This is a genomic window from Halalkalibaculum sp. DA3122, assembly GCF_043951865.1.
Lineage (GTDB): Bacteria > Bacteroidota > Rhodothermia > Balneolales > Balneolaceae > JAMQKA01.
The window spans coordinates 1-26,703 of the sequence record NZ_JBINJF010000040.1 but is presented as its reverse complement, the minus strand read 5'-3'; the positions used below and the strand labels follow the sequence as shown (position 1 = coordinate 26,703).

At 51.2% G+C, this 26,703-nt stretch carries 16 protein-coding genes; 14 read left to right on the top strand and 2 right to left on the bottom strand.

The window, feature by feature from the left end:
- Positions 1 to 692 precede the first annotated feature (692 nt).
- Both rsmB and ACG2F4_RS17580 read left to right on the top strand, forming a co-directional pair.
- On the top strand, positions 693 to 2,018 hold the full coding sequence (gene rsmB, locus ACG2F4_RS17585) for a 16S rRNA (cytosine(967)-C(5))-methyltransferase RsmB (protein WP_395262217.1): 1,326 nt from the start codon (positions 693 to 695) through the stop codon (positions 2,016 to 2,018).
- A gap of 166 nt (positions 2,019 to 2,184) precedes the next feature.
- Positions 2,185 to 4,872, top strand: a complete 2,688-nt coding sequence (locus tag ACG2F4_RS17580) for a valine--tRNA ligase (RefSeq protein ID WP_395262215.1) — start codon at positions 2,185 to 2,187, stop codon at positions 4,870 to 4,872.
- 89 nt (positions 4,873 to 4,961) lie between these two features.
- Here ACG2F4_RS17580 and ACG2F4_RS17575 read toward each other — a convergent pair whose 3' ends face one another.
- Positions 4,962 to 6,542 carry a sulfatase gene (locus ACG2F4_RS17575; RefSeq protein ID WP_395262213.1) on the bottom strand — a complete coding sequence of 527 codons (1,581 nt, stop codon included), beginning with the start codon at positions 6,540 to 6,542 and terminating at the stop codon, positions 4,962 to 4,964.
- Between the two features lie 604 nt (positions 6,543 to 7,146).
- Here ACG2F4_RS17575 and ACG2F4_RS17570 point away from each other — a divergent pair.
- From ACG2F4_RS17570 to ACG2F4_RS17530, 9 genes are all read left to right on the top strand, one after another.
- Positions 7,147 to 9,408 carry an ATP-dependent helicase gene (locus tag ACG2F4_RS17570; protein ID WP_395262212.1) on the top strand — a complete coding sequence of 754 codons (2,262 nt, stop codon included), beginning with the start codon at positions 7,147 to 7,149 and terminating at the stop codon, positions 9,406 to 9,408.
- Between the two features lie 152 nt (positions 9,409 to 9,560).
- Positions 9,561 to 11,021 (top strand): DUF5723 family protein, encoded by a 1,461-nt coding sequence (locus ACG2F4_RS17565; RefSeq protein ID WP_395262211.1) that lies wholly within the window; start codon positions 9,561 to 9,563, stop codon positions 11,019 to 11,021.
- Between the two features lie 175 nt (positions 11,022 to 11,196).
- Positions 11,197 to 13,737 (top strand): endopeptidase La, encoded by a 2,541-nt coding sequence (gene lon / locus ACG2F4_RS17560; protein WP_395262210.1) that lies wholly within the window; start codon positions 11,197 to 11,199, stop codon positions 13,735 to 13,737.
- A 182-nt stretch (positions 13,738 to 13,919) separates the two neighbouring features.
- Positions 13,920 to 14,855: a ribosome small subunit-dependent GTPase A gene (gene rsgA, locus ACG2F4_RS17555; RefSeq protein WP_395262209.1), complete on the top strand. Its 936-nt coding sequence runs from the start codon at positions 13,920 to 13,922 to the stop codon at positions 14,853 to 14,855.
- Positions 14,856 to 15,098: 243 nt separating this feature from the next.
- Positions 15,099 to 16,220: a DUF6588 family protein gene (locus tag ACG2F4_RS17550; RefSeq protein WP_395262208.1), complete on the top strand. Its 1,122-nt coding sequence runs from the start codon at positions 15,099 to 15,101 to the stop codon at positions 16,218 to 16,220.
- Between the two features lie 249 nt (positions 16,221 to 16,469).
- Positions 16,470 to 19,037 (top strand): family 20 glycosylhydrolase, encoded by a 2,568-nt coding sequence (locus ACG2F4_RS17545; RefSeq protein WP_395262207.1) that lies wholly within the window; start codon positions 16,470 to 16,472, stop codon positions 19,035 to 19,037.
- Positions 19,038 to 19,070: 33 nt separating this feature from the next.
- A complete protein-coding gene (locus ACG2F4_RS17540; RefSeq protein WP_395262206.1) occupies positions 19,071 to 19,349 on the top strand; it encodes a SelT/SelW/SelH family protein in 279 nt (92 codons plus the stop codon).
- A 198-nt stretch (positions 19,350 to 19,547) separates the two neighbouring features.
- The gene (locus ACG2F4_RS17535; RefSeq protein WP_395262204.1) at positions 19,548 to 20,306 is read left to right on the top strand and encodes a DUF1080 domain-containing protein; all 759 of its coding nucleotides are present in this window, start codon (positions 19,548 to 19,550) and stop codon (positions 20,304 to 20,306) included.
- 113 nt (positions 20,307 to 20,419) lie between these two features.
- A complete protein-coding gene (locus tag ACG2F4_RS17530; protein ID WP_395262203.1) occupies positions 20,420 to 20,788 on the top strand; it encodes an acyl-CoA thioesterase in 369 nt (122 codons plus the stop codon).
- Positions 20,789 to 20,853: 65 nt separating this feature from the next.
- Here ACG2F4_RS17530 and ACG2F4_RS17525 read toward each other — a convergent pair whose 3' ends face one another.
- A complete protein-coding gene (locus ACG2F4_RS17525) occupies positions 20,854 to 23,892 on the bottom strand; it encodes a hypothetical protein (protein WP_395262201.1) in 3,039 nt (1,012 codons plus the stop codon).
- A gap of 176 nt (positions 23,893 to 24,068) precedes the next feature.
- Here ACG2F4_RS17525 and ACG2F4_RS17520 point away from each other — a divergent pair, with 176 nt between their 5' ends.
- The 3 genes from ACG2F4_RS17520 (at position 24,069) to galE (ending at position 26,465) form a co-directional block, all read left to right on the top strand.
- The gene (locus tag ACG2F4_RS17520; protein ID WP_395262199.1) at positions 24,069 to 24,434 is read left to right on the top strand and encodes a taurine dioxygenase; all 366 of its coding nucleotides are present in this window, start codon (positions 24,069 to 24,071) and stop codon (positions 24,432 to 24,434) included.
- A gap of 97 nt (positions 24,435 to 24,531) precedes the next feature.
- Entirely contained in the window at positions 24,532 to 25,275 is a 744-nt protein-coding gene (gene mtgA, locus ACG2F4_RS17515) for a monofunctional biosynthetic peptidoglycan transglycosylase (protein ID WP_395262198.1), read from the top strand.
- 164 nt (positions 25,276 to 25,439) lie between these two features.
- Positions 25,440 to 26,465: a UDP-glucose 4-epimerase GalE gene (gene galE, locus ACG2F4_RS17510; RefSeq protein WP_395262197.1), complete on the top strand. Its 1,026-nt coding sequence runs from the start codon at positions 25,440 to 25,442 to the stop codon at positions 26,463 to 26,465.
- Positions 26,466 to 26,703: the final 238 nt, after the last annotated feature.

The window sequence follows — 26,703 nt, the reverse complement described above, 5'->3', positions numbered from 1 at the left end:
TCCAGCGGAAGTACCCGGTAGCTCAAATTTGGGTATCCTCACAAATAGCTGCGAAATTGGGCCGTGCACTTCGTTGAAGTAAACATGAGGTGCTCACTGTACACCTGTACTATTCCGCGGTCATGTTTCCTTCCCCTCGTGCACAACCAAATTTCTTGGTGAATAATCCGGGTTAACGGGAGTACAACTCCCTCAGAACGAGGAACTGATGGTTTTGCAAAGCCCTCAACTATTCCCCATTACAACTGACAACAGTTGCTGCCTCCCAGCAGGACACGACCATTTTACCCTAAACAATACGTGGTAGAAATTCGGGCTGAGGAGCTCTTTTCCCAGACATTAGTCTCGTAGTCAACAAAGTCCTGCAATTGCGGAATCTCACCGTTTAATATTCGATCAAATGATAGCCTGCCGGAGTTCTCCTGCGGGGTGCCTTCCCGACTGCTGTATACAACAGCTCTTTCAGGCCGTTGCCCACAGTATGGCATCCCTGGAATATCGATCACAATTCATGTCATATCAATTAGCAACTCCACCCACAATGCTGTATTTTCGTCTGTTATATTTTTTAGGACAGACTCAACACGAAAACTGAGCTGTTTCAACATCAATGGCTGCAGGTATTGCGGAACCAGAACGTCGGCAGTACTCTTTATTGATGTAAAAAGTTAACCTCTAAATCAGCGATTATCTTGGAAACTGAAGCAACTGCACGATCTGTCAGCGTAGATATTTTAAACGAATTTGATGAGACCAATTACCTGGATTATACCCGGGCCAATGACCTCGACCAGCGCGACCGTGCCGAAGTGCGTGAATATGTGCAAAACATTTTGCGGCGGCGTTCCTATCTCGACTTTTTGATCAGTCAATTTGCCAATGTAAGCCTGGAGGAGATGAAGACGAGCCTGAAAAACATCCTCAGGCTGGGTGTCTACGACATGGTATTTATGGACAGCACCCCGGATTATGCCGCTATTAATGAGTCGGTTGAAATTGCAAAATATTCGCTCGGTTCGCGTACGGGCGACCTCGTAAACGCCATATTGCGGAACCTGCAGCGGGACAAGGAGAAAGATGACCTTCCCAAACCCAACTTCAAGGATCGTACCAAGCTGATCGCAACTACATTTTCTCACCCGGAGTGGATGGTCAAACGCTGGGTTAACCGGTTTGGTGAGCGCGAGGCCTTTCAGCTGATGCAGGCCAACAATAAACCGCCCGTTCACTATGTCCGCGTTAATACGCTCAGGACCAAAGCTGAATACTTTAAGCTGCGAATGGAAAAAAATGATGTCTCTTTCACCGAGAGCGACTGGCTGCCCGGTTATTTCCGCGTAGACAGTGTTGCCCCTTTTATCAACAAGGGATGGATTTCCAAAGGTTTTTGCTGGATCCAGGATGTTGCAGCCGGTTTCGCCCCCACCATTCTGAACCCCGGCCCCGATGAATCGATCTATGATTTTTGCGCGGCTCCCGGTACCAAGTCGGTGCTTCTCTCCAGCATTATGGGCGGCGAAGGGGAGATACTGGCGGTTGATATCTCCTCGGAACGACTGGAGAAGCTGGCTCAAAACGCGCTCGATTTCCAGGCCGAAAACATCAAAATACGGCGTGCCGACGTGCGCGAGCTTGACCTGCCGGAAACAGACGGAATCCTGCTTGACGCTCCCTGCACCGGAACGGGCGTATTGAGCAAACGGGCTGACCTGCGCTGGCGGCGCGACCTGGAGGGCCTTGAGAATGCCGTACAACTGCAGGAAGAGCTGCTCGATGCCTCAGCCAGAATGGTAAAGCCGGGCGGGCGGCTCGTATACAGCACATGCTCGATTGAGGAGGAAGAGAACTGGGGTCAGGTTACCAACTTCCTTGAAAAACATGAAAATTTTGAACTTGACAGCCTGGACGGCTACTTGCCGGACGAGGTCCTGATCCAGGATGCGAAGGCCTACCAAACGTTCCCCCACAAACATCACTGCGACGGACATTTTGGCGTACGACTGCGACGAGTAGATTAACAGCGGACCACAGATTTTCACGGGATACCAACATCAGTGTAAATCTGTGGCACTGCTTACACCCCACCCCGCTTTTTATTATTTTCCGGCTTTGAACATATGGACAAATGTACCGGTCTCAACCGGTTTTCAGCGTAAACCCGAAACCTGAAAAACAGAACTAATTTTGAGTAGATCACCAGCAGAACTAAACATTCCCAAACAGTACGATCCTTCAAAAGCGGAGGACAAATGGTACAGCTACTGGAATGATTCCGGTTTTTTTCACTCCGAACCGGATGAACGCGAATCCTACACCATTGTCATTCCCCCGCCCAACGTCACGGGTGTACTCCATATGGGCCACATGCTTAACAATACCATCCAGGATGTGCTGGTTCGCCGGGCCCGCATGCAGGGCTATAACGCCTGCTGGGTGCCGGGTACGGATCACGCCTCCATCGCCACCGAAGCAAAAGTCGTCAACAAGTTGCGGGAAGAAGGCATCACCAAGGCCGACCTAACGCGCGAAGAGTTTTTGGAACACGCGTGGGACTGGACCCATGAACACGGCGGAATTATCCTGGAACAGCTCAAAAAGCTCGGGGCTTCCTGCGACTGGGAGCGCACCCGGTTCACCCTGGAGGATGATCTGTACGAATCGGTCATCGACTGCTTTATTGAACTCTACGAACGCGGCTACATCTATCGCGGAAAGCGGATGATCAACTGGGACCCGGAAGCCCAGACCGCCCTTTCTGACGAGGAGGTCATCCACCGGGAGCAACAGTCAAAACTGTATCACGTTCGCTACGATATTGTTGGCGAAGATGCGAGTGTCGTCATCGCAACGACTCGGCCCGAAACGATCCTGGCAGACACCGCGGTCTGCGTAAATCCCGATGACCCGCGATACCAGTCCCTGATTGGGAAAAAAGCGATTATCCCGATCGTAGAGCGCGAAGTCCCGATCATCGCCGATGAATACGTCGACCCCGAATACGGGAGCGGCTGCCTGAAGATCACCCCCGCCCACGACGAAAACGACTACCAGATCGGGCTGAAACATGAGCTGGAAATTATTGACATGCTGAACAGCGACGGCACGCTTGCCGAAGAGGCACAGTTTTATGTGGGGCAGGACCGGTTTGAAGCGCGGGACAGCATTCTCGAAGATCTGAAACAGCAGGAACGGGTGGTCAAGGTTGAAGAAATCAGTAACAAGGTTGGATACTCCGAGCGAACGGATGCCGTCATTGAGCCCCGTCTTTCCCTGCAATGGTTTTGCAGCATGGAGAAAATGGCAAAACCCGCGCTCGAAAATGTAATGAACGATGAAATTCAGTTTCACCCGGCCAAATTCAAGAATTCCTACCGCCACTGGATGGAAAACATCCGCGACTGGTGCATATCGCGCCAGCTCTGGTGGGGTCAGCGGATTCCGGCCTGGTACTATGGAGAAGGCGCCGAAGAATACGTGATCGCCAAAACGAAAGACGAAGCGGTTGAAAAAGCGCGAAAAAAATCGGGGACAAATCTGAACAGCGATGATCTTGAGCAGGATGAGGATGTGCTCGATACCTGGTTCTCCTCCTGGCTCTGGCCGATTACCGTCTTTGACGGCATTCGGAATCCCGATAACGAAGAAATCAACTATTACTACCCGACCAACGACCTGGTCACCGCCCCGGAGATCATGTTTTTCTGGGTGGCCCGGATGATCATGTCGGGGTATGAATTTCGCGGAGAGAAGCCGTTCAGCAATGTATATTATACCGGAATCGTGCGCGACAGCCAGCGCCGGAAAATGTCCAAATCGCTCGGCAATTCCCCCGATCCGCTGGACCTGATCGACCAGTACGGGGCCGACGGCGTACGTGTGGGAATGCTGTTCTCCTCTCCCGCCGGCAACGACCTGCTGTTTGAAGAGAGCCTCTGCGAGCAGGGACGCAACTTTGCCAATAAGATATGGAACGCATTCCGCTTCCTGGCAATGAATGTGAAGGAGAATACCGAGTACGGTGCCGAACTCGAAATTGACGAAGAAAACCTCGCAGACCGCTGGATGCTGGCGAAAGTACACAACACCATCCGGGAGGTTGAGAAGGATTTTGAAACGTTCCGCATCAACGAAGCGCTCAAAAAAATATACTCGCTGATCTGGGATGACTTCTGCGACTGGTACATTGAGCTTATCAAGGCAGATGAGTCCGGGGCGAAAATTCCGGCCGACAGGCTGGCCCGCGGGCTCAATTTCTTTGAGATCCTGCTGAAACTGCTGCACCCGTTTATGCCGTTCCTGACAGAGGAGATATGGCAGCGAATGCGCGAGCGTGCCAACGACGAGGCGATCATCGTTGCCCCGTGGCCGGAAGCGGATGAAACCCTTATCGAGGAACGTGATATTGCCCTGTTTACAACGATCCAGCAGATGGTCTCTGCCATCCGCAATATCCGGGCCGAATTCAACGTGCCGATGCGCGCCGATATAAACCTGAGAATTAAAGCCCGAAACGAAAAACTGGCAACCCAGCTACAGCAGAATGAATGGATTTTTCGTAAACTGCAGGATATCGGATCGTTTGACGTAACCACCGACCTGCAGCAGCCGCAAGCCTCGGCCTCTTCGGTGGTGGAAGGCTCCGAAATTTTTGTTCCGCTGGAGGGATTGATCGATCTCGACAAAGAGCGACAGCGTATTGAGAAGGAGATCGACCGGCTGGAAGGCTTCCTGAAGTCCGTCAATGGAAAACTGGGTAATGAACAGTTTGTTGAAAACGCCCCTGATGATGTGGTACAGCGTGAGCGTGACAAAAAGGAGGACACGGAGACCAACCTCGAGAAACTTCGCGGTATTTTGGAGGAACTGAGTTAGAGGCAACAGCGCTTCACAGGGTCTCACAATTTCTACCCTGGACCTCTCTCTGTGGCATTCCGCGCCAGTAAATTCAATAGACGCTGCGCTCAGAAGTCAAAATTGTACTCCCCGCGCTCCTTGAATCCCGGGAAATTCCGCATCGGGCTGTACCGGGGATAGCTTTCAAAAATATCGTATCCATACGCCCTGGGATCGTTCTGAACTTTCAAAAGGCTATCCAGCTTCGCTTCAAGCCGGTTCTGCACTGATCGATATTCCGCTTTTCCCGCCAAATTATTCAAGCAGGCCGGATCTTTGGTAATGTTGTATAACTCTTTGGAGGGTCGTTTTTCAAACGCTAACTGAAACAATCTTTTGACGGCCGGCCTGTCCCGGTTTTCCAACATCCACGCTTTTGTGGGAGAACCGTCAATATCCGCATAACCCCGGCCAAAAGACTTAAAATCACCCGCCGTCAAATCCGCCCTGTTTTCCGGCCGCGGATCTCCTGCCGGCCAGCGTTCCGGCTTTAAATTCCGGATAAACAGGTAATCCTGCGTCCTGATTGAGCGGGAAGGGTATCCCAGGTTCTCCGGCCGGGCGTGCGTGTGACGTTCTCGGCCGGTCAGGACCGTGGATCGTTTCTTGTTTACAACTTCTTCATCCTGAGACATGAGGAGGGGCAGCAGGCTTCTGCCAGTCACTTGCTCAGGAATATCAGCACCGGCAACGTCCAGGAAGGTCGGGAAAAAATCGATTGAGCTGACCAGGTCGTCTACGATTCTACCTTCCCCAATCTTCTCCGGCCAGCGGATCGCCAGCGGCACGTGGGTGCCGTATTCATACAGGTTAGCCTTGGCCCGGGGGAACGGCATGCCGTTGTCCGAAGTCACCACCACAAGCGTGTTCTCCAGTTCTCCATTCTTTTCCAGCAAGTTTATCATATGTCCCAGTTGCTGGTCAAACCATTCAATCTCCACATAATAATCCAACAGATCACTCCGAATTTCCGGCGTGTCCGGAAGAAAGGCCGGGACTTCAATATTTTGCGGATCTTTGCCTGATTTTACGCCTGAATTTTCTTCATAGACCCGATGGGGCTCATATGTCCCAACCCAAAAGAAAAATGGCCTCCTTTGGTCTCTGCCTTCGTAAAAATCCCGGAAATTAGCAGCATAATCCAAATTACTAACGGAAGAAACAGGCTTCTCACTCAACTCTTGATCACTATATTCCACACCCGCCGGATTACGGTCCCAACCGTTGTACTTCCAGTTCCCGGGCCCCCATCCCTTGCCGGTATACCCTATCTCGTAGCCCGCCTGCTCAAGAAGGTCGGGGAAAACGCGAAATTTTTGCGGAAAATTACTCGCATGTGTCCCCGCTTCCTCCAGCTGCCATATATTTCTGCCGGTCAGTATAGCTGCCCTGTTCGGACTGCATTGTGGCGCTGCAGCGAACGCATTATTAAACAAAACTCCTTCCCTCGCAATGCGATCAAAAGCGGGCGTTGCAATCTCTTTTGCACCATAAATGCCGGCATGAGGCCAAGATTGATCATCTGAAATTACGAATAGAATATTGGGCGGAGTATCGGGCGATTCATTCTGCCCGTAACACTGAACAGGATGAAGTGCATACAGCCCACTCAAAAGTACACAAACGACTATTCTTATATATTTTTCCACAGGTAATCCCCTTTTATCTGCAAATTTCCTTTTAATTTATGGGGGGGCTTTAAAATCCTCAATTCCCCGTTCTGAGTTTACTCCCGTTTAAAAGGTCAACAAAGTCGGTGGTACAACCCCCTCTCAACAACATAATAGATTCTGCAAGGTCCCTTATAAACAATAATATAGCAAGGGATGAATCTATTTTCCGAAAACATACCAATTGAACATCTCAATTTAATCACATGCGTAAACGGTATATCTATTTTGAATCTTTGGTAACATGATACGATTTTCTGAATTTTTTGCATGGTAAATGTTTTTTAAAACTACCCATATTTCGTAGGTTTGGGTTTGGAAAAAGTTATTTCTGGTCTCCTGTTTTAGGTTGTCGCGATAGTTTCAGCTGTAGTTCTCAATATCCACTGGTACTGCACAACTTTTACTCTACATACCATCAGCCATTACATTGAAACTCTATTCGAATCTATCGCAGTGATACCATGCAGAGGACAAAAGATAAACCGCAATACTCACGCTACATCCTGAAATGGTAATTGAGAAGGATCGCTGAATAACTGCAATACACGGTAAAGAAATCAGTTGTAAATAAAACTATACGATGCCCCAAGAACCCGATTTCATAAAGGATTTAAACAAGCAACAGCAGCAGGCAGTCAAAAAAGCTGACGGTCCCCTGCTGATCGTGGCCGGCGCCGGCAGCGGAAAAACGCGCGTGCTCACCTATCGCATAGCGTATCTTATCCACCAGCAAAAAGCCGAACCCGATGAAATTCTTGCGCTCACCTTTACCAACAAGGCCGCCCGGGAGATGAAGGACCGCATCATCGATCTGATCGGGGATCCCGCACGTCGGCTGTGGATGGGAACGTTTCACTCGGTGTTCTCAAAAATACTGCGCTATGAGGCCGATAAAATCGGTTTCGGCTCCAACTACTCGATCTATGATACCGACGATTCCCAGAACCTGATCAAGCAGATTATCCGGGAGCTGAACTATGACCCGAAAGAGATTCAGCCGCGCACCATCCATCGGCGTATCAGCGATTCCAAAAATGAGCTCATCCATCCGGACCATTACAAGGAGAAGTTCGTGCACAGCACCCTCGATGATATCACCGCGCGGGTCTACGAGATCTACGTAAACCGGCTGAAGCAAAACAACGCAATGGATTTTGACGACCTGCTGATCAAGCCGATTGAGCTTTTTGCCGCCCATCCCGACGTGCTCGAGAAATACCAGGACCGCTTCCGCTATATCATGATCGACGAGTACCAGGATACCAACCACGCCCAATACAAGGTAACCCGGATGCTGGCCGACAAACACGAAAATATCTGCGTGGTCGGCGACGATGCCCAGAGTATTTACTCGTTCCGCGGGGCCGATATCTCCAACATCCTTAATTTCAAGAAGGATTATGAGGAGGCCCTGGAGGTTCCGCTCGAGCAAAATTACCGCTCCACCAAGTATATCCTGCAGGCGGCCGATTCGATCATCAAAAACAACGACAAACAGCTGGACAAAACGCTGTGGACCGACAACGAGGAGGGCAGCACCATCACGCTGCTGGAGAATTACGATGAGCGGGACGAAGCCAACCGCGTGGCGGGATATATTCATGAGCTAAAACAGCGTCACAGCTACAAAAACAACGACTTTGCCATCCTCTACCGCACGAACTACCAAAGCCGGGTGTTTGAGGAAACTTTGAGGCGCAAAGGTATTGCCTACCAGCTGGTGGGCGGACTCTCCTTCTACCAGCGCAAGGAGGTCAAGGATGTGCTGGCCTATCTCACCATGCTGATCAATCCCGATGACGACACGAACCTGCTGCGGATTATTAACGAGCCTTCGCGCGGTATCGGCAACAAGTCGCTGCACCAGTTGACCTCGGAGGCCCGCAGCCAGAACAGGTCGCTCTGGGATGTCCTTACCAACGTTGAGGAGGTCGACATCTACGGTCCGGCAGAAAACAGCGTAAAAGATTTTGTCTCGATGATCCGCAGCCTGAAACAGGATATCGAACAGGGTGAATCACTGGTCAAAGTCACTAAAAAGCTGCTTGAAAAATCGGGCTATATGAAAAACCTGGTGGAGGAAAATTCTCCGAAATCGATGACCCGCCGTGAAAATATCCTGGAACTGCAAAATGCGATATCGTTTTATGAAAAAGGCACTAATAATCCTTCGCTGGCCAACTTCCTGCAGGAGATCAGCCTGATCACGGATACCGACAAATATGACGAGGAAAAGCCGGCCGTTACTATGATGACGGTACACGCCGCCAAGGGTCTGGAATTCCCGGTGGTATTCGTGGTGGGACTGGAGGAAGACCTGTTTCCCGTGGGCAGCCGCAACAATGAGGAGGTCGATATCGAGGAAGAGCGCCGCCTCTTTTATGTGGCGATTACCCGGGCCGAAAAGAAGCTGTTTTTCAGTCACTGCAGAAGCCGGTACAAGTACGGCGAAGAGAAGTCGATGATGCGCTCCCGCTTCCTGGATGAAGTTGACCCCGGCGTGGTACGAACTGAAACCGGCTCCAGTATCACCCAGTTCAAAAATCGCTTCAGTGATGACGCCGCCAACGGCAACAACTGGGATCAATCCGTAGAATATGACTGGAAAAAGCCGCACTACTCCAAAAACAACCGGAAATCCGGCGGGACAAAAATACACTATGACGGGGATGACGTTGACCGTTTCCAGGTGGGAGCCAAAGTAGTACACAATGTATTTGGTCCCGGCAAAATAATCAGTCGTACCGGGAATGGAGAACGGACCAAAGTTGTCGTATTTTTCAAAGACCGGGGGCGTAAAACGTTGATGCTCCGGGCCGCCAAGATGAAGGTTGTAGGCTGATACCCGGCTTCTGCCGGGGTAACAGATCCTTAATTTCTTTCAGAAGGATATTGAATTTGAAATCGCTTTTCAGACCTGTTTTCGTACTTTTGTGCCTTCTTTGTGTTGAGACCGCCCTGTCGCAGCCGGTTCTGACTCCACAAAATATATCTATGGGTGGAGGCGGTACTGCGTATCTTACGGGGTACGAAGCTGCCTTCATCAATCCTGCAAACCTTGCCGTTCCCGACAAGAGCACCCGCTTCAGTATTGGAATAGGCACCGCCGCCGGATTTTTTGCCCCGGTAATGTCTGTCGGCAGCGCAAGTCGGCAGTTCCAGGCGTACAAAAACTACCTGGATGCTCACCAGCCGGAAGCCACGGCCATTACCGCTTCCGAAAAGCAGTTGATTCTGGATCGCAACTATCCCAAAGGGCGATCCCGTTCCGAGCACCAGCACCGAATGGACCTGATACTGGGGGGCATACAATGGCGGCAGGGAGACCGTGCTTTTTCATTGACCGCCCGCACAAGATTTTCAACCCGGACGGAAGTGGGGCGGGGCTGGTACGATGAAACCTTTGAAGATCTGGACAGCTCCACCAGTGTGCGTGACATGAGCCTTTTCCAGCAAAGCCAGTTCCTGCATGAATTCTCATTCGGGTACGGACAAACGTTTGATTTCGTATCAGGCCTGATTCCCCGGGTGGGCAAGCTTTACATAGGGATTGCCCCCAAATTTATTCTCGGTGGCTCCTACCTCGACCTCCAATATGATGCCCGCTACTGGTTTACGGATGAGATGGACCAACCCCTGTTTACCCGGTCGTTCAGCTATCGGTCGACCGGCAATTTTTCCGGGGCCACCCGCCACTATACGGCCAATGGTGATCCGTCAGCGGCTGTTCAGCGGCATTTCCCCTCCTCCTTTCAACAGGATTTCAGCGACTATACGACTCCGACAGGGATGGGAGGCGGGCTCGACTTTGGCCTTGTATATGTTCTTACGCTGGGAGATGACCTTTCGCTTGCACACTCCGGAAATACACAGCCGATCGAAAAATCACTTCGGCTGGGCTTTTCGGTCACCGACCTCGGGTTTGTCTCCTATAACGAAAACCCGCGCTCCCTGGACCATGCCCGGGACACTACCCTCACCCCTTTTGCTGCTGCCTCCGGCCAGAAGTATGAAGGGTCACCGGGACAGTATCTCTCCTTTTTTGACGAGGTCCCCGATTTAAATCCTTTTCAATTCAACCAGGTCGGGAGATCTGACGACTCCCCGGAACGCCCGTTTAAAGCTGTACTTCCGACCTCCTTCAACGCCGGAATGTTGCTCCAGGTAAACCGGCTTAAGCTCGCGGCCGACCTCACGCTGGGTCTCAACGACTCGGCCTTCAACAACACCAAATTAATTGCCCATTTCGGAATGGAGTTCGCACCGGTAAAGCCGGTGCCGATTCGCCTGGGAGCCCAGGTAGCCACCGATTCACCGACCCTGTGGAGTTTGGGCACGGGAATCGTGATGAAACACTGGGAGCTCTCGGCCGGAGCGCAGTTCCTTTCGCCCAGAGGATCTCCCGCTCTGAACCTCAGCGGTGCGGCGGTCGGGGGACTCACCTTCCATTTTTAAGATGCCGGCCCGCCCCTTTCATGTCCAACTGTCACACATTCTGTCGATATTTGTTATTTTGCCATAAAGATTGAGTAGATTATGACTAATTGGTAGACAATGGACGGCTGGCGTTCTATTTGCAGCTCATGTAAAAGAGAATCAAAAAAATTTATTCTTAACACTAAAATCCGTTATGATAGATAAAAAAGATATTGACTGGGAACGGCTTGAAGATTCTGAAGAGGGTTTTGAGGATTTTGAACAAGCGATTCCCCTGATGTCAGAAGAGGAAGAGAGGAAGTTAACCGACTTTGATGTTCCGGAAACTCTTCCCATCCTTCCGTTGAAAAATACGGTTCTTTTTCCGGGGGTGGTGGTCCCCATAACAGTGGGGCGAGACAAATCCCTGGAACTGGTCAAGGATGCCTATGAGAGCGATAAAATTATTGGTGTTGTAGCCCAAAAGGAGGAAGAGGAAGAAAACCCGGCTGCCAGTGATTTATATCATGTGGGAACCGTCGCCCAGATTCTGAAGCTGATAAAGATGCCCGATGGAAGCAAAAGTATTGTAATTCAGGGCAAAACCACCTTCAGTATCAGCAACTTCATTCAATCGGAGCCCTATTTCCGGGCCGAAGTGGAGGAGTTCGGCCAGCAGATGGATATTCAGGGGGTAGAGCTGGACGCCTCGATGCGCTCGGTCAAGGAAACCGCGAGCAAGATTGTGAACCTTTCTCCCAATATCCCTTCAGAGGCCTCCATCGCTATTAATAATATCAGCAGTCCCACGTTCCTGCTGAATTTTATCTCCTCCAACCTGAATGTCTCCACCGGGGAAAAACAGGAAGTGCTGGAGATCAAAAAGTTCTCTCAGCGCATGGAAAAGGTTATGGAGTTTCTGAACAAGGAGCTCCAGGTGCTCAACCTGAGTGAAGAGATCCGCACCAAGGTGAAATCAGATATTGATGAACAGCAGCGCGACTTCTACCTGCGCCAGCAGATGAAGGCGATACAGGAGGCGCTGGGCGAAGACAGTGAGCAGCAGGAGATTGAAAAACTCCGACAGCAACTGAAGGAGAAAAACCTTCCCGACGAGGCTGTTGAAACCGCTGAAAAAGAACTTCAGCGCCTGGAGCGCACTCCCAACTCTTCACCGAATTACGGCATCATCCACAGTTACATCGAATGGATACTGGACCTGCCGTGGAATGAGTATTCGGATGACAACCTGGATCTTAAGCATGCACGCGAGGTGCTCGACGAAGACCACTACGGTCTTGAAAAGGTAAAGAAGCGCATCATCGAATACCTGGCCGTACTGAAGCTCAAGAAAGATATGAAGGCGCCGATTCTCTGCTTCTACGGACCTCCGGGCGTAGGCAAGACCTCGCTTGGCAAGTCGATTGCCCGGGCGCTGAACAGAAAATTTGAACGGTTCAGCCTGGGCGGCATTCATGACGAGGCTGAAATTCGGGGGCATCGCCGTACCTACATCGGGGCGCTGCCGGGACGCATTATCCGCTCTATGAAAAAGGCGGGCAAGAGCAACCCGGTTATGATGCTCGATGAAATTGACAAGGTGGGATCCGACTACCGGGGCGACCCCACTTCGGCCCTGCTTGAGGTGCTCGATCCCGAACAGAACGACTCGTTTGCCGACAACTACCTGGAGCTGGAATATGACCTGTCAAAAGTCCTGTTTATCGCCACGGCGAACTCGCTGGAGACCATCCCGGCCCCGTTGCGTGATCGCATGGAGATCATCAACATCAGCGGGTATACGCAGGAGGAGAAATCCGAGATCGCCAAGCAGCACCTGATACCCAAGCAGATCACCGAAAACGGACTTACGGAGGATCAGATTAAAATAACACACCAGGGACTGCAAAAAATAATTGACGAGTACACGCGAGAGTCCGGAGTGCGGACCCTTGAACGTCAAATCGGGTCGGTTTGCCGCGGTGTAGCCGCTAAAATTGCGACCGGCCAGGACAAGAAATTCAAGGTGGGGGTCAACGAAGTGGAAGAATACCTCGGCAAGCGGAAGTATTTCTCCGAAGTTGCCGAACGAACGACGGTGCCCGGCGTGGCAACCGGCCTGGCATGGACTCCCTATGGAGGCGATATCCTCTTTATTGAGGCCAGCGTCTCAAAAGGAACCGGCAAGCTGCATATTACCGGTCAGCTGGGCGATGTGATGAAAGAGTCGGCCATGCTGGCGATGTCGTACCTGCGGGCCCATTCCGAGGAGCTCGGTATCCCGGAAGAGGCGTTTAAGTACTGGGATCTTCACATCCACGTGCCCAAAGGCGCGGTTCCGAAGGACGGCCCATCCGCCGGAGTCTCCATCTTTTCCGCCGTAGCCTCCATTTTTACGCAGCGGAAAGTCAAAGGCACACTCGCCATGACCGGTGAAATCACCCTGCGCGGGCTGGTGTTGCCGGTAGGCGGAATCAAAGAAAAAGTGCTTGCCGCCAAGCGATCAGGTATCAAAAAGGTACTGCTCCCGAAGAAAAACGAGAAGGATGTGGCCGAAATTGAAGAGGATGTGATCGGGAACCTGGAAGTGCAGTACCTCGAGCGTATGGATCCCCTGCTGGATATTGTCCTCGAGGATGAGTCCGTCATGGATCCCATGGAGCGGTTCAAGGTTTCCGACGAATATAAATCCCGAAATGGAGCAAACCAGGCGGCCAAAGACTCCACACAGGAAACTGTCATTATGGAACAATAGCGCTCCTGTCTTTATCCCCTGAAACCTGCCGGGTTGCCAACACCTGGCAGGTTTTCTTTTTTAAGAGCAGGCGGCCTATTTGCACGGCAATAATTTCGTGTCCCAGTACATCGCACAAGTTAACTGTTTCATTATTACCGCTGCATCGATATTTTCATGCTGAATCCAACAAACCAGAACGAATGGCTAAACAGGGACGAGTCGTACAATCAACAGGCAGCTGGTACGAAGTTGCCGTGGAGGAGAATGAAGGCCACAGCATTGTCAAGTGTCGGCTACCGGGGCGTTTCCGCCTGGAGAATTACAGTGTGAACAACCCGGTGGCCGTGGGCGACCTGGTGGAGATCTCGATCAACCAGGACGATACCGGGAGCATTGAAAAAATCCATGATCGCCAAAACTATATTATCCGTAAATCGACTCACAACAAGCAGGGAGAACAGATCCTGGCGGCAAATGTAGACCGCGCTTTTGTAGTGCAGTCTATTCGTAAGCCCCGGCTAAAACAGGGATTTATTGATCGGTTTCTGGTAACCTGTGAGGCCTACCAGGTCTTACCCTGTATCATCATTAACAAGATGGACCTGGCAAGAGAGAACGAGCAGCAGTACGCGGCCGACCTTGTCGACCTTTACCGCTCTATCGGGTATGATATCATACCCGCGAGTATCCACGACGAGGAATCCCTGTCGGAAATCAAGGAGGTGCTCAAGGGGAAAACCTCTGTTTTTATTGGACACTCGGGGGTGGGTAAAACCTCGATCATCAACAAGATAGATCCACATATCCAGCGCCCTACAGCTGATGTATCCGACTATTCGGAGAAAGGTATTCACACCACAACATTTGCCAAGCTGCTCCCGCTCAATTTTGGAGGCTATCTTGTGGATACTCCCGGCATCAAGGAGTTCGGGCTGGTCAATATTGACCCCTGGGAGCTCTCGCTCTTTTTCCCCGAAATGCTGGAAGCCCGCCGGCATTGCAAATTCAACAACTGTACCCACAGCCATGAGCCGGGATGCGGTGTCATCGGCGCATTCGAAGAAGGTGATATCAGCCCGGAACGGTATGAATCGTACCTCAACATCCTGGAATCGCTCGAAGAACAGCAGGGATGAGGAAAAAGCGACGGCGGAGAGGGAATGATGAATGTAGAATCAAGAATAACGAACCCCGTCCCGTGGACCCGGGATGAGGAGTGCGGCCTTTCCCATTGTGGCTATAATAATCCCCTGACTAACCAATAACTGCACTAGAGAGTCTACAACTAATTAGTTACTATACACCCCTTTGCAGGGATGGTTATTACCTGGTTTAATTTTGTATCATCTAACAAACACATAAAAATAAATATCTACGCAATGAAGCTGTTACAATCTTTATTAAAGGGGTTACTGCTTTTCGCCCTGTTGAGCATCATATCTGTACCCTCATTTGCCCAGATCGAGGACGTTGGCACCATCTTGCAATCTGGCAAAGAGGATGCGAACACCCTGGTTAAGTCCTACCTGAAGCCGTTTGGCTCAGGATTTGGTGCAGGACTCAATACCGGGTGGACCAATACTGCCAAAACGCACAATACGCTTGGGTTTGACCTGACCGTGAGTTCGGGACTTGCCATTGTTCCGGATACCGACCTCTCATTTGATGTAAACGACCTCAACCTGCAACAGCTGGAAGTCAAGAGCACCTCCTCTGTAGCCCCCACTATCAACGGACCCGAACAGCCTGGAGCTACACTCGCGGCCTATGAAGATGTGGACGGAAACGGCGTGGAAGAAGAACTTTTTTCATTTGACATGCCGCAGGGGACCGGCTTTGAATATGTTCCTGCCCCGATGATAAAAGCGGGAGTGGGCTTGATCAAAAATACCGACGTTATGGTCCGTTTCGTCCCGGAATATGATATTCCTGAAGTGGGTGGCTCTTTTAAACTGTTCGGAGTTGGAGTCAAGCACGATGTAAAGCAGTGGTTACCGGGTGGCAACCTGATCCCCGTTGATATTTCTGTCATGTACGGGTATACCACGATGGACCTGAACTCGGAACTGGAACTGTTGCCGGAAGATGTCATCCAGGATCAAAATAACACCGAGAATCCCTATGCAGCATCAACGTGGCAGGGGCAAAATGCCGCGCTCACATCCGATGCGTGGACCATCAACGCCCTGGTCGGTAAAACGCTGCCGGTAATATCGGTTTACGGTGGCGTAGGCTACGAGGCCTCCACCCTGTCGATTAAAACAGCCGGCTCATATCCCACCGTGGTACCCAACACAGCGTACCAAGACGATCCGAACAACAATGAGCCCATGATCGTCGAAGCAGTTGATGAACCGATTGACGTGGAGATTGACGGTAAAAACGGCTTCCGCGCCCTTGCCGGTTTCCGGTTGCGGTTTGCGATCTTTCACATCTCCGGCTCCTACACCCTTGCCAACTATTCCAGCTACAACCTGGGGGTCGGGATTAGCTTCAGATAATCCGGCTTGCAAGATAAAACGACTATGGGGAGCCGAAGATGGCTCCCTTTTTTGTTACCTGCAATTTGAGCTTGCAGTCGCAATTGCTATTTTTGTCATCATTAACGGCCAGGAATTGGTATTGCATGGTACTGCCAATGCCTGTGCATGCGGCACACCGGCGTATCTGACTGGCGGTTCCGCTCCCGTTTATTTTATCATCACAATGCAACCTCATCAATCTTTTAAAATTTCATTGGCAAACCACCTATGAGACGAACCGTGACCCTTTTAGTTATGCTGGCAGTTGGACTTGCCAGTCCCGTTTACAGTCAATCCGGCGGCGGATTCCATCCCTCCTCCCTGGAGGTAAGCTGGCAGCTGGTCGATAACCACTACCAGGATCGAGCACAATTTCTCTCGGTGCTCACGCTCAAAAACGAGGGAGACCATGCCATTCCACCGGGCGGCTGGAGCATCTACCTGAACAATATGTCAGGAACCGACCAAACGGGGAATGTTGAGATAGAGCATATCAACGGCGACCTGAGCCGTTTGACGCCCACCTCTTCATTCGGTGGACTTGAACCCGGTGATTCCCTGGAGCTGGATCTCGTAGCAGGCGGGTCCGCTTTAAATATATCCGATGCCCCGATCGGTCTGTACTGGGTCTGGGATGCCGATCCCAGGCGGGGAATCCCCGTTGATCAGTACAACGTAAAATGGCCGGGAAACCAGGAAGCCCTCGACCGGGGACCACAGGACGAGGTACCTGTGGCCACGCCGGAAACGGTGTATAGTTGGAACAGCAGAATACGCGATATCGATACACAGTGGCTGCCCCGCGTATTCCCCACACCGGCTAGCTACCAAGCGTCCGAAGGGAGCTTTACTCTCGGGCCCGGCGTACCGGTTCAGTACGATCCAATGTTCAGGAATGAAGCACAATATCTTTCTGCAGAACTTAAAAAAGTGTTCGGGATACGGGCACCCCTGACAACCGAAAACATCGATGGGAAGAAGATTATCATGCAGCAGGGGGATACCGGGCCGGAAGGGTACGAACTCTCCATAACTCCCGAACAGGTCACGATTTCAGCCTCCCGGCCGGCCGGTATTTTTTACGGGATTCAGTCGCTTAAAACGGCCTTGCCCCCCTCCTCCTGGTCGGCCACCAAACAGTCGATTGACGTACCGGCGATCCAGGTCAGCGATGCCCCCCGTTTCGGTCACCGGGCGTTTATGCAGGATGTATCACGAAATTTTCGGACCAAGGAGCAAATCCTCAAGACGCTGGACCTGATGTCGCTATACAAGCTCAACGTCTTCCATTTTCATTTCAACGATGATGAGGGATGGCGCATCGAAATTCCGGGGCTGCCGGAACTCACCACGGTAGGCGGGCAACGGGGACACACCCTCGACAACCATGAGCGCCTTCAGCCTTCGTACGGTTCAGGACCCCACCCCTCCTACCCCGGAAGCGGCTTCTACAGTACCGAAGATTTTATCGATATCCTGGAATATGCTGCAGAACGCCATATCAAGGTGATTCCGGAAATTGAGACTCCCGGCCATGCCCGGGCTGCTATCAAGGCGATGGACGCCCGCTACCGCCGCCTGATGGCGGAAGGTAAAGCGGATGAAGCAAGGAAATTCCTGTTGCGCGATCTCGACGACACCTCGGAGTACCGCTCGGTACAGGGATGGGACGACAACGTGATCGACGTGGGCCTGCCCTCTACGTACCGGTTCCTTGCCAAAGTAATTGACGAGCTACAGGCGATGTATGAACAGGCCGGCGCTCCGCTGGATCGCATCCATATGGGAGGAGACGAAGTTCCCTCCGGTGCATGGGAACAGTCTCCGGCCGCCCAGCAGTTGATTGCCGAACATCCCGACCTGCAATCCACCGGCGATCTGTGGGGCTATTTTTTCCGCCGGGTCAACGATATGCTGCAGGAGCGTGGATTGTCGCTGTACGGGTGGGAAGAGATCGGCATGAAAGATGCGCTTTGGGGTGGAGAAACCCATTCGGTGGCCGATGAGGCGTTCGCCGAAGAGGATGTCCAGGTGGATGTCTGGAATAATGTGATCGGCTCCGGAGATGAAGACCTGGCCTATCGACTTGCCAATGCGGGGTACAAGGTGGTGCTTTCCGGTGTATCCAATTTTTATTTTGACCTGGCCTATCAGAAAGCATTTCCAGAACCGGGACTCTACTGGGGTGGCTTCAACAGCCTGGAAAAACCGTTCTCCTTCATCCCATACAACTACTATAAAAATGCTGAGCAGGATGTTATGGGTCGGCCGTTGACAGAATCACATTTTGATGATATGGTGCGCCTGACAAAAGAGGGTCGTTCCAATATTGTGGGTATACAGAGTCTGCTATGGGGTGAAAAATTGATCGACGGGGAGCGGCAGGAATATATGCTTCTTCCCAAGCTCCTTGCCATGGCGGAACGGGCGTGGGCCCCTCAGCCTGCATGGGCCAAGGGTAATTGGTCGGCAGAAAACCGGGAGCAGTACCAGCAGGCGTGGTCTGAATTTCTGAATATCATCTCCAAACAGGAGCTGCCCCGGCTCGACCACTATGCCGGCGGGTTTAACTACCGCATACCCACCCCGGGTGCCATACTTCGCAACAGCAGGCTCGCGGCCAATGTCCAGCTTCCCGGCTTTACCATCCGCTACACGATGGACGGTTCGAAACCCACCACCCGGAGTACACGGTATATCAAACCAATGGCTGTATCTGAGAATGCCAATATTCGCCTGAGGGTGTTCAACCTCAACGGTCGGGGCGGCAGAACAATAACCGTGAGCGGTCGGTAATAATGGTGAGTGAACTTTTAAAAGGGCAATCAATTGAAACCTCGTATTGAAATTGAATACTGCACTCAGTGTCGCTGGCTACCGCGTGCCTGCTGGATGGCCCAGGAGCTGCTGACCACTTTTGAAGCCGAGCTCGGAGGTGTTACCCTTGTTCCGGGGTCCGGGGGAACCTTTGAAGTGCGGTCGGAAAACAATATCATCTTTTCACGTTCAGAAAAAGGACGATTCCCCGAATCCAAGGAGCTGAAACAGTTGATCAGGGATCATATAGCACCCGGTAAAGACCTGGGTCACAGCGACAGCGGTCAATAATTTTTACCAACTGCCGTGCTTGCGGTTTAACCACTTTCTATTGACATTTCAGCTCTTAATGGGAGCAACGAAATATGGTGGACACCGGGTCGTTCTACCCGCCTTTCACCACCTGAATACGACGAATTTAATCCATCAAATACGGACAACCACATGTATAGTATAACCAGATACGCAATAGCCTTTTTATTTTTCGGGATGATATCTTCCTCAACTCTCCACGGTCAACAACCCGGTTCAGCCGGAGCGGACGGGGAATGGATTCAGCTATTCAACGGGAAAAACCTGGACGGGTGGACCCCAAAATTTACCGGTAGCGAGGCGGGGGTAAATTATAATAATACCTTCCGTGTGGAAGATGGAATCCTGACGGTCTCCTACGACAACTGGGATTCCTTTGACGGGGAATTTGGGCATCTCTTCTATGAAAAGTCATTCTCCAACTACCGCCTCCGGGTTGAATATCGTTTTGTGGGAGAGCAGGTTACCGACGGTCCCGGATGGGCTTTCCGAAATAACGGGCTTATGATTCACGGGCAGCGCCCGGAGGATATGCGGGTTGACCAGGAGTTCCCCGTTTCGGTTGAAATTCAACTTCTCGGCGGTAACGGAACCGACCCGCGCACCACCGCCAATATCTGCACCCCGGGAACCAACGTGGTCATTGACGGGGAACTGGTGACACAGCACTGCATCACCTCCAGCTCGGAGACCTATCACGGAGACCAGTGGGTCACCGCCGAGGTGGTTGTACGGGGAAACAATATCAAACACTACATCAACGGCAACCTTGTGTTCGACTACAACGATCCGCAGCTTGATCCCAACGACCGGGATGCCAGGGAGATCCTGCAACAGGTGGATTCAAAAATTCTGACGGGCGGCACCATCTCTATCCAGGCCGAAAGCCACCCTACGCAGTTCCGGAAAATAGAAGTTATGCCGCTGGCTGATTAGCAAAGCGGCTGCCGTGCCCCGAATCGATCTTTATACAGAGTTCAAATAGGGGTGGTACCTTGTGCAAATCATCCGGAACATCTAACTATTGACGAATACTACCAGAATCCATCATGAAATTTTACAGTCGCAAACTCATCAAACCGCAAGACCTGAACGCCAACGGCACCCTTTTCGGGGGGGCTCTTTTGGCATGGATCGACGAGGAAGCCGCTATCTACGTTACCTGTCAGCTCGACAAGGGAAACGTGGTAACCAAGTACATGTCGGAAATCAATTTTGTGAGTTCGGCCAAAGTCGGGGATGTCGTCGAAATCGGCATGGAGACCGTTAAATTCGGCACCTCTTCCATTACGGTGCGCTGCGAGGTGCGAAACAAATTCAATAAAAAGACGATCATCAAGATCGATACCATCGTCTTTGTCAACCTTGACGAGAACGGCCGGCCCACGCCTCACAAAGTAACTGAACCCGCCAACTAGATTTCAAAGCCAGTGAACAGGATTACAGTGTAAGTCCTTGTTCACTGGCTGAATAAAGTCAATATTTACCAACCGGGAGAGATGGTAAATCCAACATACCCTGACTTGTTCGGTCGTTGAAACGGGATTGCATAATAGATTTCAGCTATCAGGTAGCCCAGTATATTGACCCGCGCACTCAGCCCGGTGCTGAATACCGGGGCGCGTTCATTGGTGCTGCCACTGGTCCATTTCAGATCGCTGAACCTGAACGGTTCATTCGCTGTCCAAGCGTAGCCCGCATCAAAAAAGGTGGACAAGGTCGTGGGAACAGTCCGCGACCGGAACAAGGCCAGCTGCTCGGCTCCCAGTACCGGGATCCTGAATTCCACGTTGGCGACTGCCATGCGACTTCCCGACAATCGGTTTAACACTGCACATCCCTCTTCCCGGGTACGACCACACTCGGAGGGAGTAAATGAGCTGGTGTTGTATCCCCGCATCAGGGTTTCATATCCTATAAAATTTGGGGAGAGCTGCTCTTCAGCATTCCCCCCCTGGAAGTAGCGGCCGGAATGCAGCCCCCGAAACGCAAGTGTAAAGGGACGCATGTACACATACCGGCGATAGTCTGCCAGCGCGTTGAGATAACTGAAATCTCCAGTGGTGGGCTCCACCTCGAAACGGAGGCGGTGCCCGCGAATCGGACCGGTAAAGGCGCTGATAGAGTTATCTTCCACATAGGCGGCTGACATGTTATACAGGTTGAGTGGAGATGGTGAACTCAAACTTTCCCTCGTTCTGTCTATCGGTTGTCCCAACGGGTTATACAAGGTTTCCTGCAGCTCCAGATCATACCAGATATGAGTCCAGCCGGCTGAAAACTCCAGCCGCTGCGTCTTGGAAAAAGGATACATCCCGAGCAGGGAAATTCTATCCTGGAATATTCTCCGGTTCAGGCGCTGCACCACCGCAACCTCCTGACCCGTTTCCAGCGTATCCGAAGTGACTCCGGCAGCGGAAGTGCGATAGGGCTGGTGGCTTACAGAGGCCCCGTAGATAAACCGGTTGTCCTGGTTTAGGTAGGATACCTGTCCCCCTATATCCTTGATCCGGCCCTGGGCCCTGACACTTGCAATGAGCTGATGCTGATTCAGCATATCGCTGAACTGCATCGTAACCCCGCCGGCTGCTCCCGCGCCCAGCTGGCTCGACACGCCGACGCCCCCGCCAATACCGCCGCCAATGCCGGTAATCTTGAGTTTTGGAGTGTAGTCCCTGGTCCTGAATGAATCCGCGGAGGGAACATTGATATAGGGCTCCCTGAAATATGAACTGGTAATTTCATTACCGGTCAAGCCAACCGGGGGCAGATCATTGGCATCGGCCAGCTGGTCCTCAACCGTCAGTACCTGCGTTCCGATCGTCTCTTCTTCAGGAATACGGTAGACACTATAATTTGAGGCCTCAAAAACCGAAACCATCACATCGCCTGACGTACCGGCTACCGTTAACGCGGGTGAGAGGGTGCTGATACCGGAAATACCGGTGTTTACACTGGTCAGCTGGTACCGCTGGGCGGCTTCAAAATCGTATCGATACAGGTTGCTGATACCGCGGTAGTCGGAGATATAGTAGAGCGAGGTCCCATCCGGACCAAACTGCGGGTTGATATGTTTGGCATCGGGAAACTCCGGCAGTAAATCTATATCCCCTGTCTCCAGATCGTACATCCCTATCCGTGTTTTTCCAAACGTAAGCTTGTCGAAGTCGGTACCCGGGCCGCGATCGGTAACAAATGCAAGCTGAGAACCGTCAGGCGACCAGGTGGGTTGTAAATCGGAGTAGCGGTCGCGGGTGAGATTTTGAAGAGACTCCTCTTCCATATTGTAAACATACAGGTCGGTATATCCTCCATCAGCACCAGAAAAAGCGATTTTCTCTCCATCGGGAGACCATGAAGGATTGGTTATGGCGTCCACTGCACCAAATTTCAGGGTTTGAACAGTGTTCCCCGTTTCCACGTCAATAATAATAATCTGGTTATCCCCCTCCGCAAAAACAACAGCCGCAAATTGCTCTCCATCCGGAGACCAGGTACCGGCCGATTCAATAAATCGGAGCGCATTCAGGTGTGGATTGGTAACGGTGCTGGTAAGACTCCGGATAATCTCCCCGGTTTCGGCATCCGCCACGAAAAGCTCTACTGAAAACAGGCTTTTTTCCGAAATAAATGCTACATATTCGCCGTTGGGACTCAACGACGGCCCCGCATTAATCGTCCCGGTATCTTTTGATTTGCCGAGTATTTTTGTGCCTACCTCGGAGGGATCATCGTGTTGCCGCACTGTTTCAGCATATTTTTCCCTGACCGAATGCTGCCAGAGGGTAGAAAGCGAATCCATCGAAATATTCAACGTACTTTCGATTCCCTGTCTGAGTCCTTTCTGGGCACTGTTTACATACAGGGGTGACACGACTTTATCGCCCCATTCACCGGTAATATATGCCCATACAGAATGGCCAAACCTGTAGGGAAAATAGCGCTGGCTGTTGCCGAGCTGCCGTATCGTGGGGAGCGTATCCTGGTGGACTGCATCCCGGAGCCACATCCCGGTATGGGTGCTTTCAGGTCCAATGGAGGCGTACTCTGCCATCCCCTCGATAAACCAGAGCGGCAGCTGGCTGGTCGCCCGAATTCCCCCTATTTTGTCGGTCGTTCGGGCGATATCGTACTGAAATGCGTGTACGAGTTCGTGGCCCAGCACATGGTTGGTACTCTGGTTGGCCTCTGCAAACGGCATAATCACCCGGTTTCGGAGTCCCTCGGTGACCCCGCCGGTGCCCACGCCCACGCTGGGTACCACATCATTTTGTTGGAAATCGGCGTGATTGGCATAAATGATGAGGGGATTCCTGGTTTTAAACCTGTGGCCCAGCAACTCTGTGTGGCGTTGATACCATCGCTCCGAGAGCCGGCCCAGGTCTTTGATCGCCCGCTCCTCCTGCGGGTAATGATAAATATCGAAATGAGATGTCTGTAGAATCTGGAAGTTGAAATCCTCATATTGTACCTTGTTGCGTCCGAAATACTGGGCTTCTACTTCCGGTACAGAAAAAAACAAAAGAAGTGTTACTGTTAAAAATACTTTAAAGACAGCCGTATATTGACTGGGAAAATTCATAAAAACCTTCCTGAATAATTGACCTTATGAATTCATTACTTCAATAACAACATAGTCTTGAGCGTTCCACAGTACATCACCGACATTTAAAATTTCAATCTAAATACTGACGAAAATTGAGCAGGAAAGATCGTACATACATTGATCGAGAGCTAATTGCAGGGCTGGTTTATAACGAGGAGGCCTATATCAAGGAGTTTGCAGATGCCAGCGAAGATTCATTCACGGAGTTTAAGACCAATTACCGGAAATATCTTCTTAAACGGGACGAGACCAACTTCAGGAAGGCGGGGCATAAAATAAAACCGGTAGCCCAGATGCTGGAGATTGACGAGATCGTTCAGGAATATGAGCACGCCAAAACCCTATTATGGGACGAAAAGCCGGTTGAGAAGCTTGAGCAGTCGGTCGAAAAAATTGAAGGTATCTGTAATGAGATTATTCGGGAGTTGAAACAGATACAGGAAAATCCATCCGGATAGCATACCGATCCCTTGCTACAGCAGCTGTAGATATGACTGTCAATAATGGAAACCCAAGATCTGTGAGAGGTTATGCCCGCAACAAAATTCCGTACTTATGAATCACGGCGTAAATCCTGATACGTCCAGCAGGAGCGTGGCGAAATTGCTGGTAAAGGGGATCCTTTCTGTTATCTCACTGGTAATTTTGGTGTCGGCCACCCTGGTTGTGCCGTTGCGGTGGATCAATCCCCCGACCTCATCATATATGATTCAGCAAAAGTACAGCCTGCAAAACAGCTCCGGTGAGGCGATTCCGATCAGGCATAAATGGGTGGACTGGGACGAGATCTCGGACTATGCTAAAGTGGCGGCGATCACCTCTGAAGACCAGCGCTTCCCCGAGCACAACGGGTTCGATTTTGAAGCCATTAAAAAAGCCTGGCAGGAGAGTCAGCGGGGCGACGACCTGCGCGGCGCCAGCACTATTACCCAGCAGGTGGCAAAAAACCTGTATCTCTGGCAGGGCCGTTCCTACCTGCGGAAGGGAATAGAAGCCTATTTTACTGGTCTGATCGAACTTTTTTGGTCAAAGAAACGCATCCTGGAGATCTATCTGAATATTGCTGAATTCGGTCCCGGTATTTTTGGAGTTGAAGCAGCTGCCCGTACCTACTTCAACAGCTCAGCCGCCGATCTCAACATGCCGGAAAGTGCGTTGTTGATGACTGCCCTGCCCAGTCCCAAACGATATGATCTGCACAACCCATCCCCGTATATGATCGAGCGGCGGAACTGGATTCTGCGTTATATGCACCTGCTGGGAAATACGGCGTATCTCGATCGGCTGGACAACGGGTAGCGGAGGAAACGGATTCCTGGTGCCCCGGTATCCCAAAATGGGATTTGAATCGTGGGCCGCGAATATTAAGTTTGACTTCACTTGTGGAGCTTTTTCCCGTTTTGAATTGCAACACGGAGTCCGGATGAACACAAACCTGATTTATAACCATTAACGATTTTCTTATGAACACAATTTTGGTAACCGGCGGAGCAGGATATATAGGCAGTCACACCACCGTTGAACTGCTGGAGGACAACTATGAGGTGATCGTGGTGGACAACCTCTCCAACAGTAAAAAAGAAGCCCTCCGCCGCGTTGAAGAGATTACCGGTAAAACGCTTACTTTTTACGAAGCGGATCTGCTGGACAAGGAAAAACTGGATCACATTTTTTCTGATCACCAGATCGACGCCGTAATCCACTTTGCCGGGTACAAGGCCGTGGGAGAGTCTGTGCAGAAGCCGTTAGCCTATTATCACAACAATGTTACCGGCACGATATACCTGTGCGAGATCATGGAAAAGCACGGTGTCAAGCACATTGTATTCAGCTCATCGGCGACGGTATACGGAGATCCCCATAAAGTACCTATAACGGAGGACTTTCCCCTTTCCACTACCAATCCCTATGGGCGGACAAAACTGTTTATCGAGGAGATCCTGCGCGATCTCAACACTGCGGATGAAACATGGAACATAGCACTGTTGCGTTATTTCAACCCGGTAGGTGCCCACGAAAGCGGGCGTATTGGTGAAGATCCCAACGATATTCCCAACAACCTGATGCCTTACATCAGCCAGGTGGCAGTAGGAAAGCTGGAAAAGCTCTCGGTGTTTGGGGATGACTATCCAACTCGCGACGGTACCGGGGTTCGCGATTACATTCACGTGGTAGATCTTGCACTCGGTCACCTTAAAGCGCTTGAAAAGCTGGATACCCGTCCCGGCCTGGTTACTTATAACCTGGGCACCGGACAGGGATACAGCGTGCTGGAGATGATCCGGGCGTTTCAAGAGGCTTCCGGCCGGGATATTCCCTATGAAATCACCGATCGCCGGCCGGGCGATATTGCCGAATGCTATGCCGATCCCACCAAAGCGGAAGAAGAGCTGGGCTGGACGGCCACACGCGATATCAACGACATGTGCAAAGATACCTGGCGCTGGCAGTCTCAAAATCCCGATGGATATGATGCTAACCCGCAATAGACAACTTTACTTCTATTTTGCTCCCACCCCCCTCAGGAATAAAAAAATTACCCACCGTCGATCGAATCCAGGTTTCCGTGAATTGGTATGCCTGGTGTTTCATTATTTGTGGACTGATAATTCGTTATTTGTTTGAACCAATACCAATAACTAGGGCATCCTCATAACCATATTAATTCATTGGTTACCAATGAATTAGAGTATTTTTAATGACAATTGCATGCAGGGAATTTCCCTT

Excerpts from the sequence above, each read along its gene's own strand:
- ACG2F4_RS17570 (WP_395262212.1), top strand. The coding sequence starts at position 7,147 with ATGCCCCAAGAACCCGATTTCATAAAGGATTTAAACAAGCAACAGCAG.
- ACG2F4_RS17565 (WP_395262211.1), top strand. The coding sequence starts at position 9,561 with ATGGGTGGAGGCGGTACTGCGTATCTTACGGGGTACGAAGCTGCCTTC.
- lon (WP_395262210.1), top strand. The coding sequence starts at position 11,197 with ATGATAGATAAAAAAGATATTGACTGGGAACGGCTTGAAGATTCTGAA.
- rsgA (WP_395262209.1), top strand. The coding sequence starts at position 13,920 with ATGGCTAAACAGGGACGAGTCGTACAATCAACAGGCAGCTGGTACGAA.
- ACG2F4_RS17550 (WP_395262208.1), top strand. The coding sequence starts at position 15,099 with ATGAAGCTGTTACAATCTTTATTAAAGGGGTTACTGCTTTTCGCCCTG.
- ACG2F4_RS17545 (WP_395262207.1), top strand. The coding sequence starts at position 16,470 with ATGAGACGAACCGTGACCCTTTTAGTTATGCTGGCAGTTGGACTTGCC.
- ACG2F4_RS17535 (WP_395262204.1), top strand. The coding sequence starts at position 19,548 with ATGATATCTTCCTCAACTCTCCACGGTCAACAACCCGGTTCAGCCGGA.
- ACG2F4_RS17530 (WP_395262203.1), top strand. The coding sequence starts at position 20,420 with ATGAAATTTTACAGTCGCAAACTCATCAAACCGCAAGACCTGAACGCC.
- mtgA (WP_395262198.1), top strand. The coding sequence starts at position 24,532 with ATGAATCACGGCGTAAATCCTGATACGTCCAGCAGGAGCGTGGCGAAA.
- galE (WP_395262197.1), top strand. The coding sequence starts at position 25,440 with ATGAACACAATTTTGGTAACCGGCGGAGCAGGATATATAGGCAGTCAC.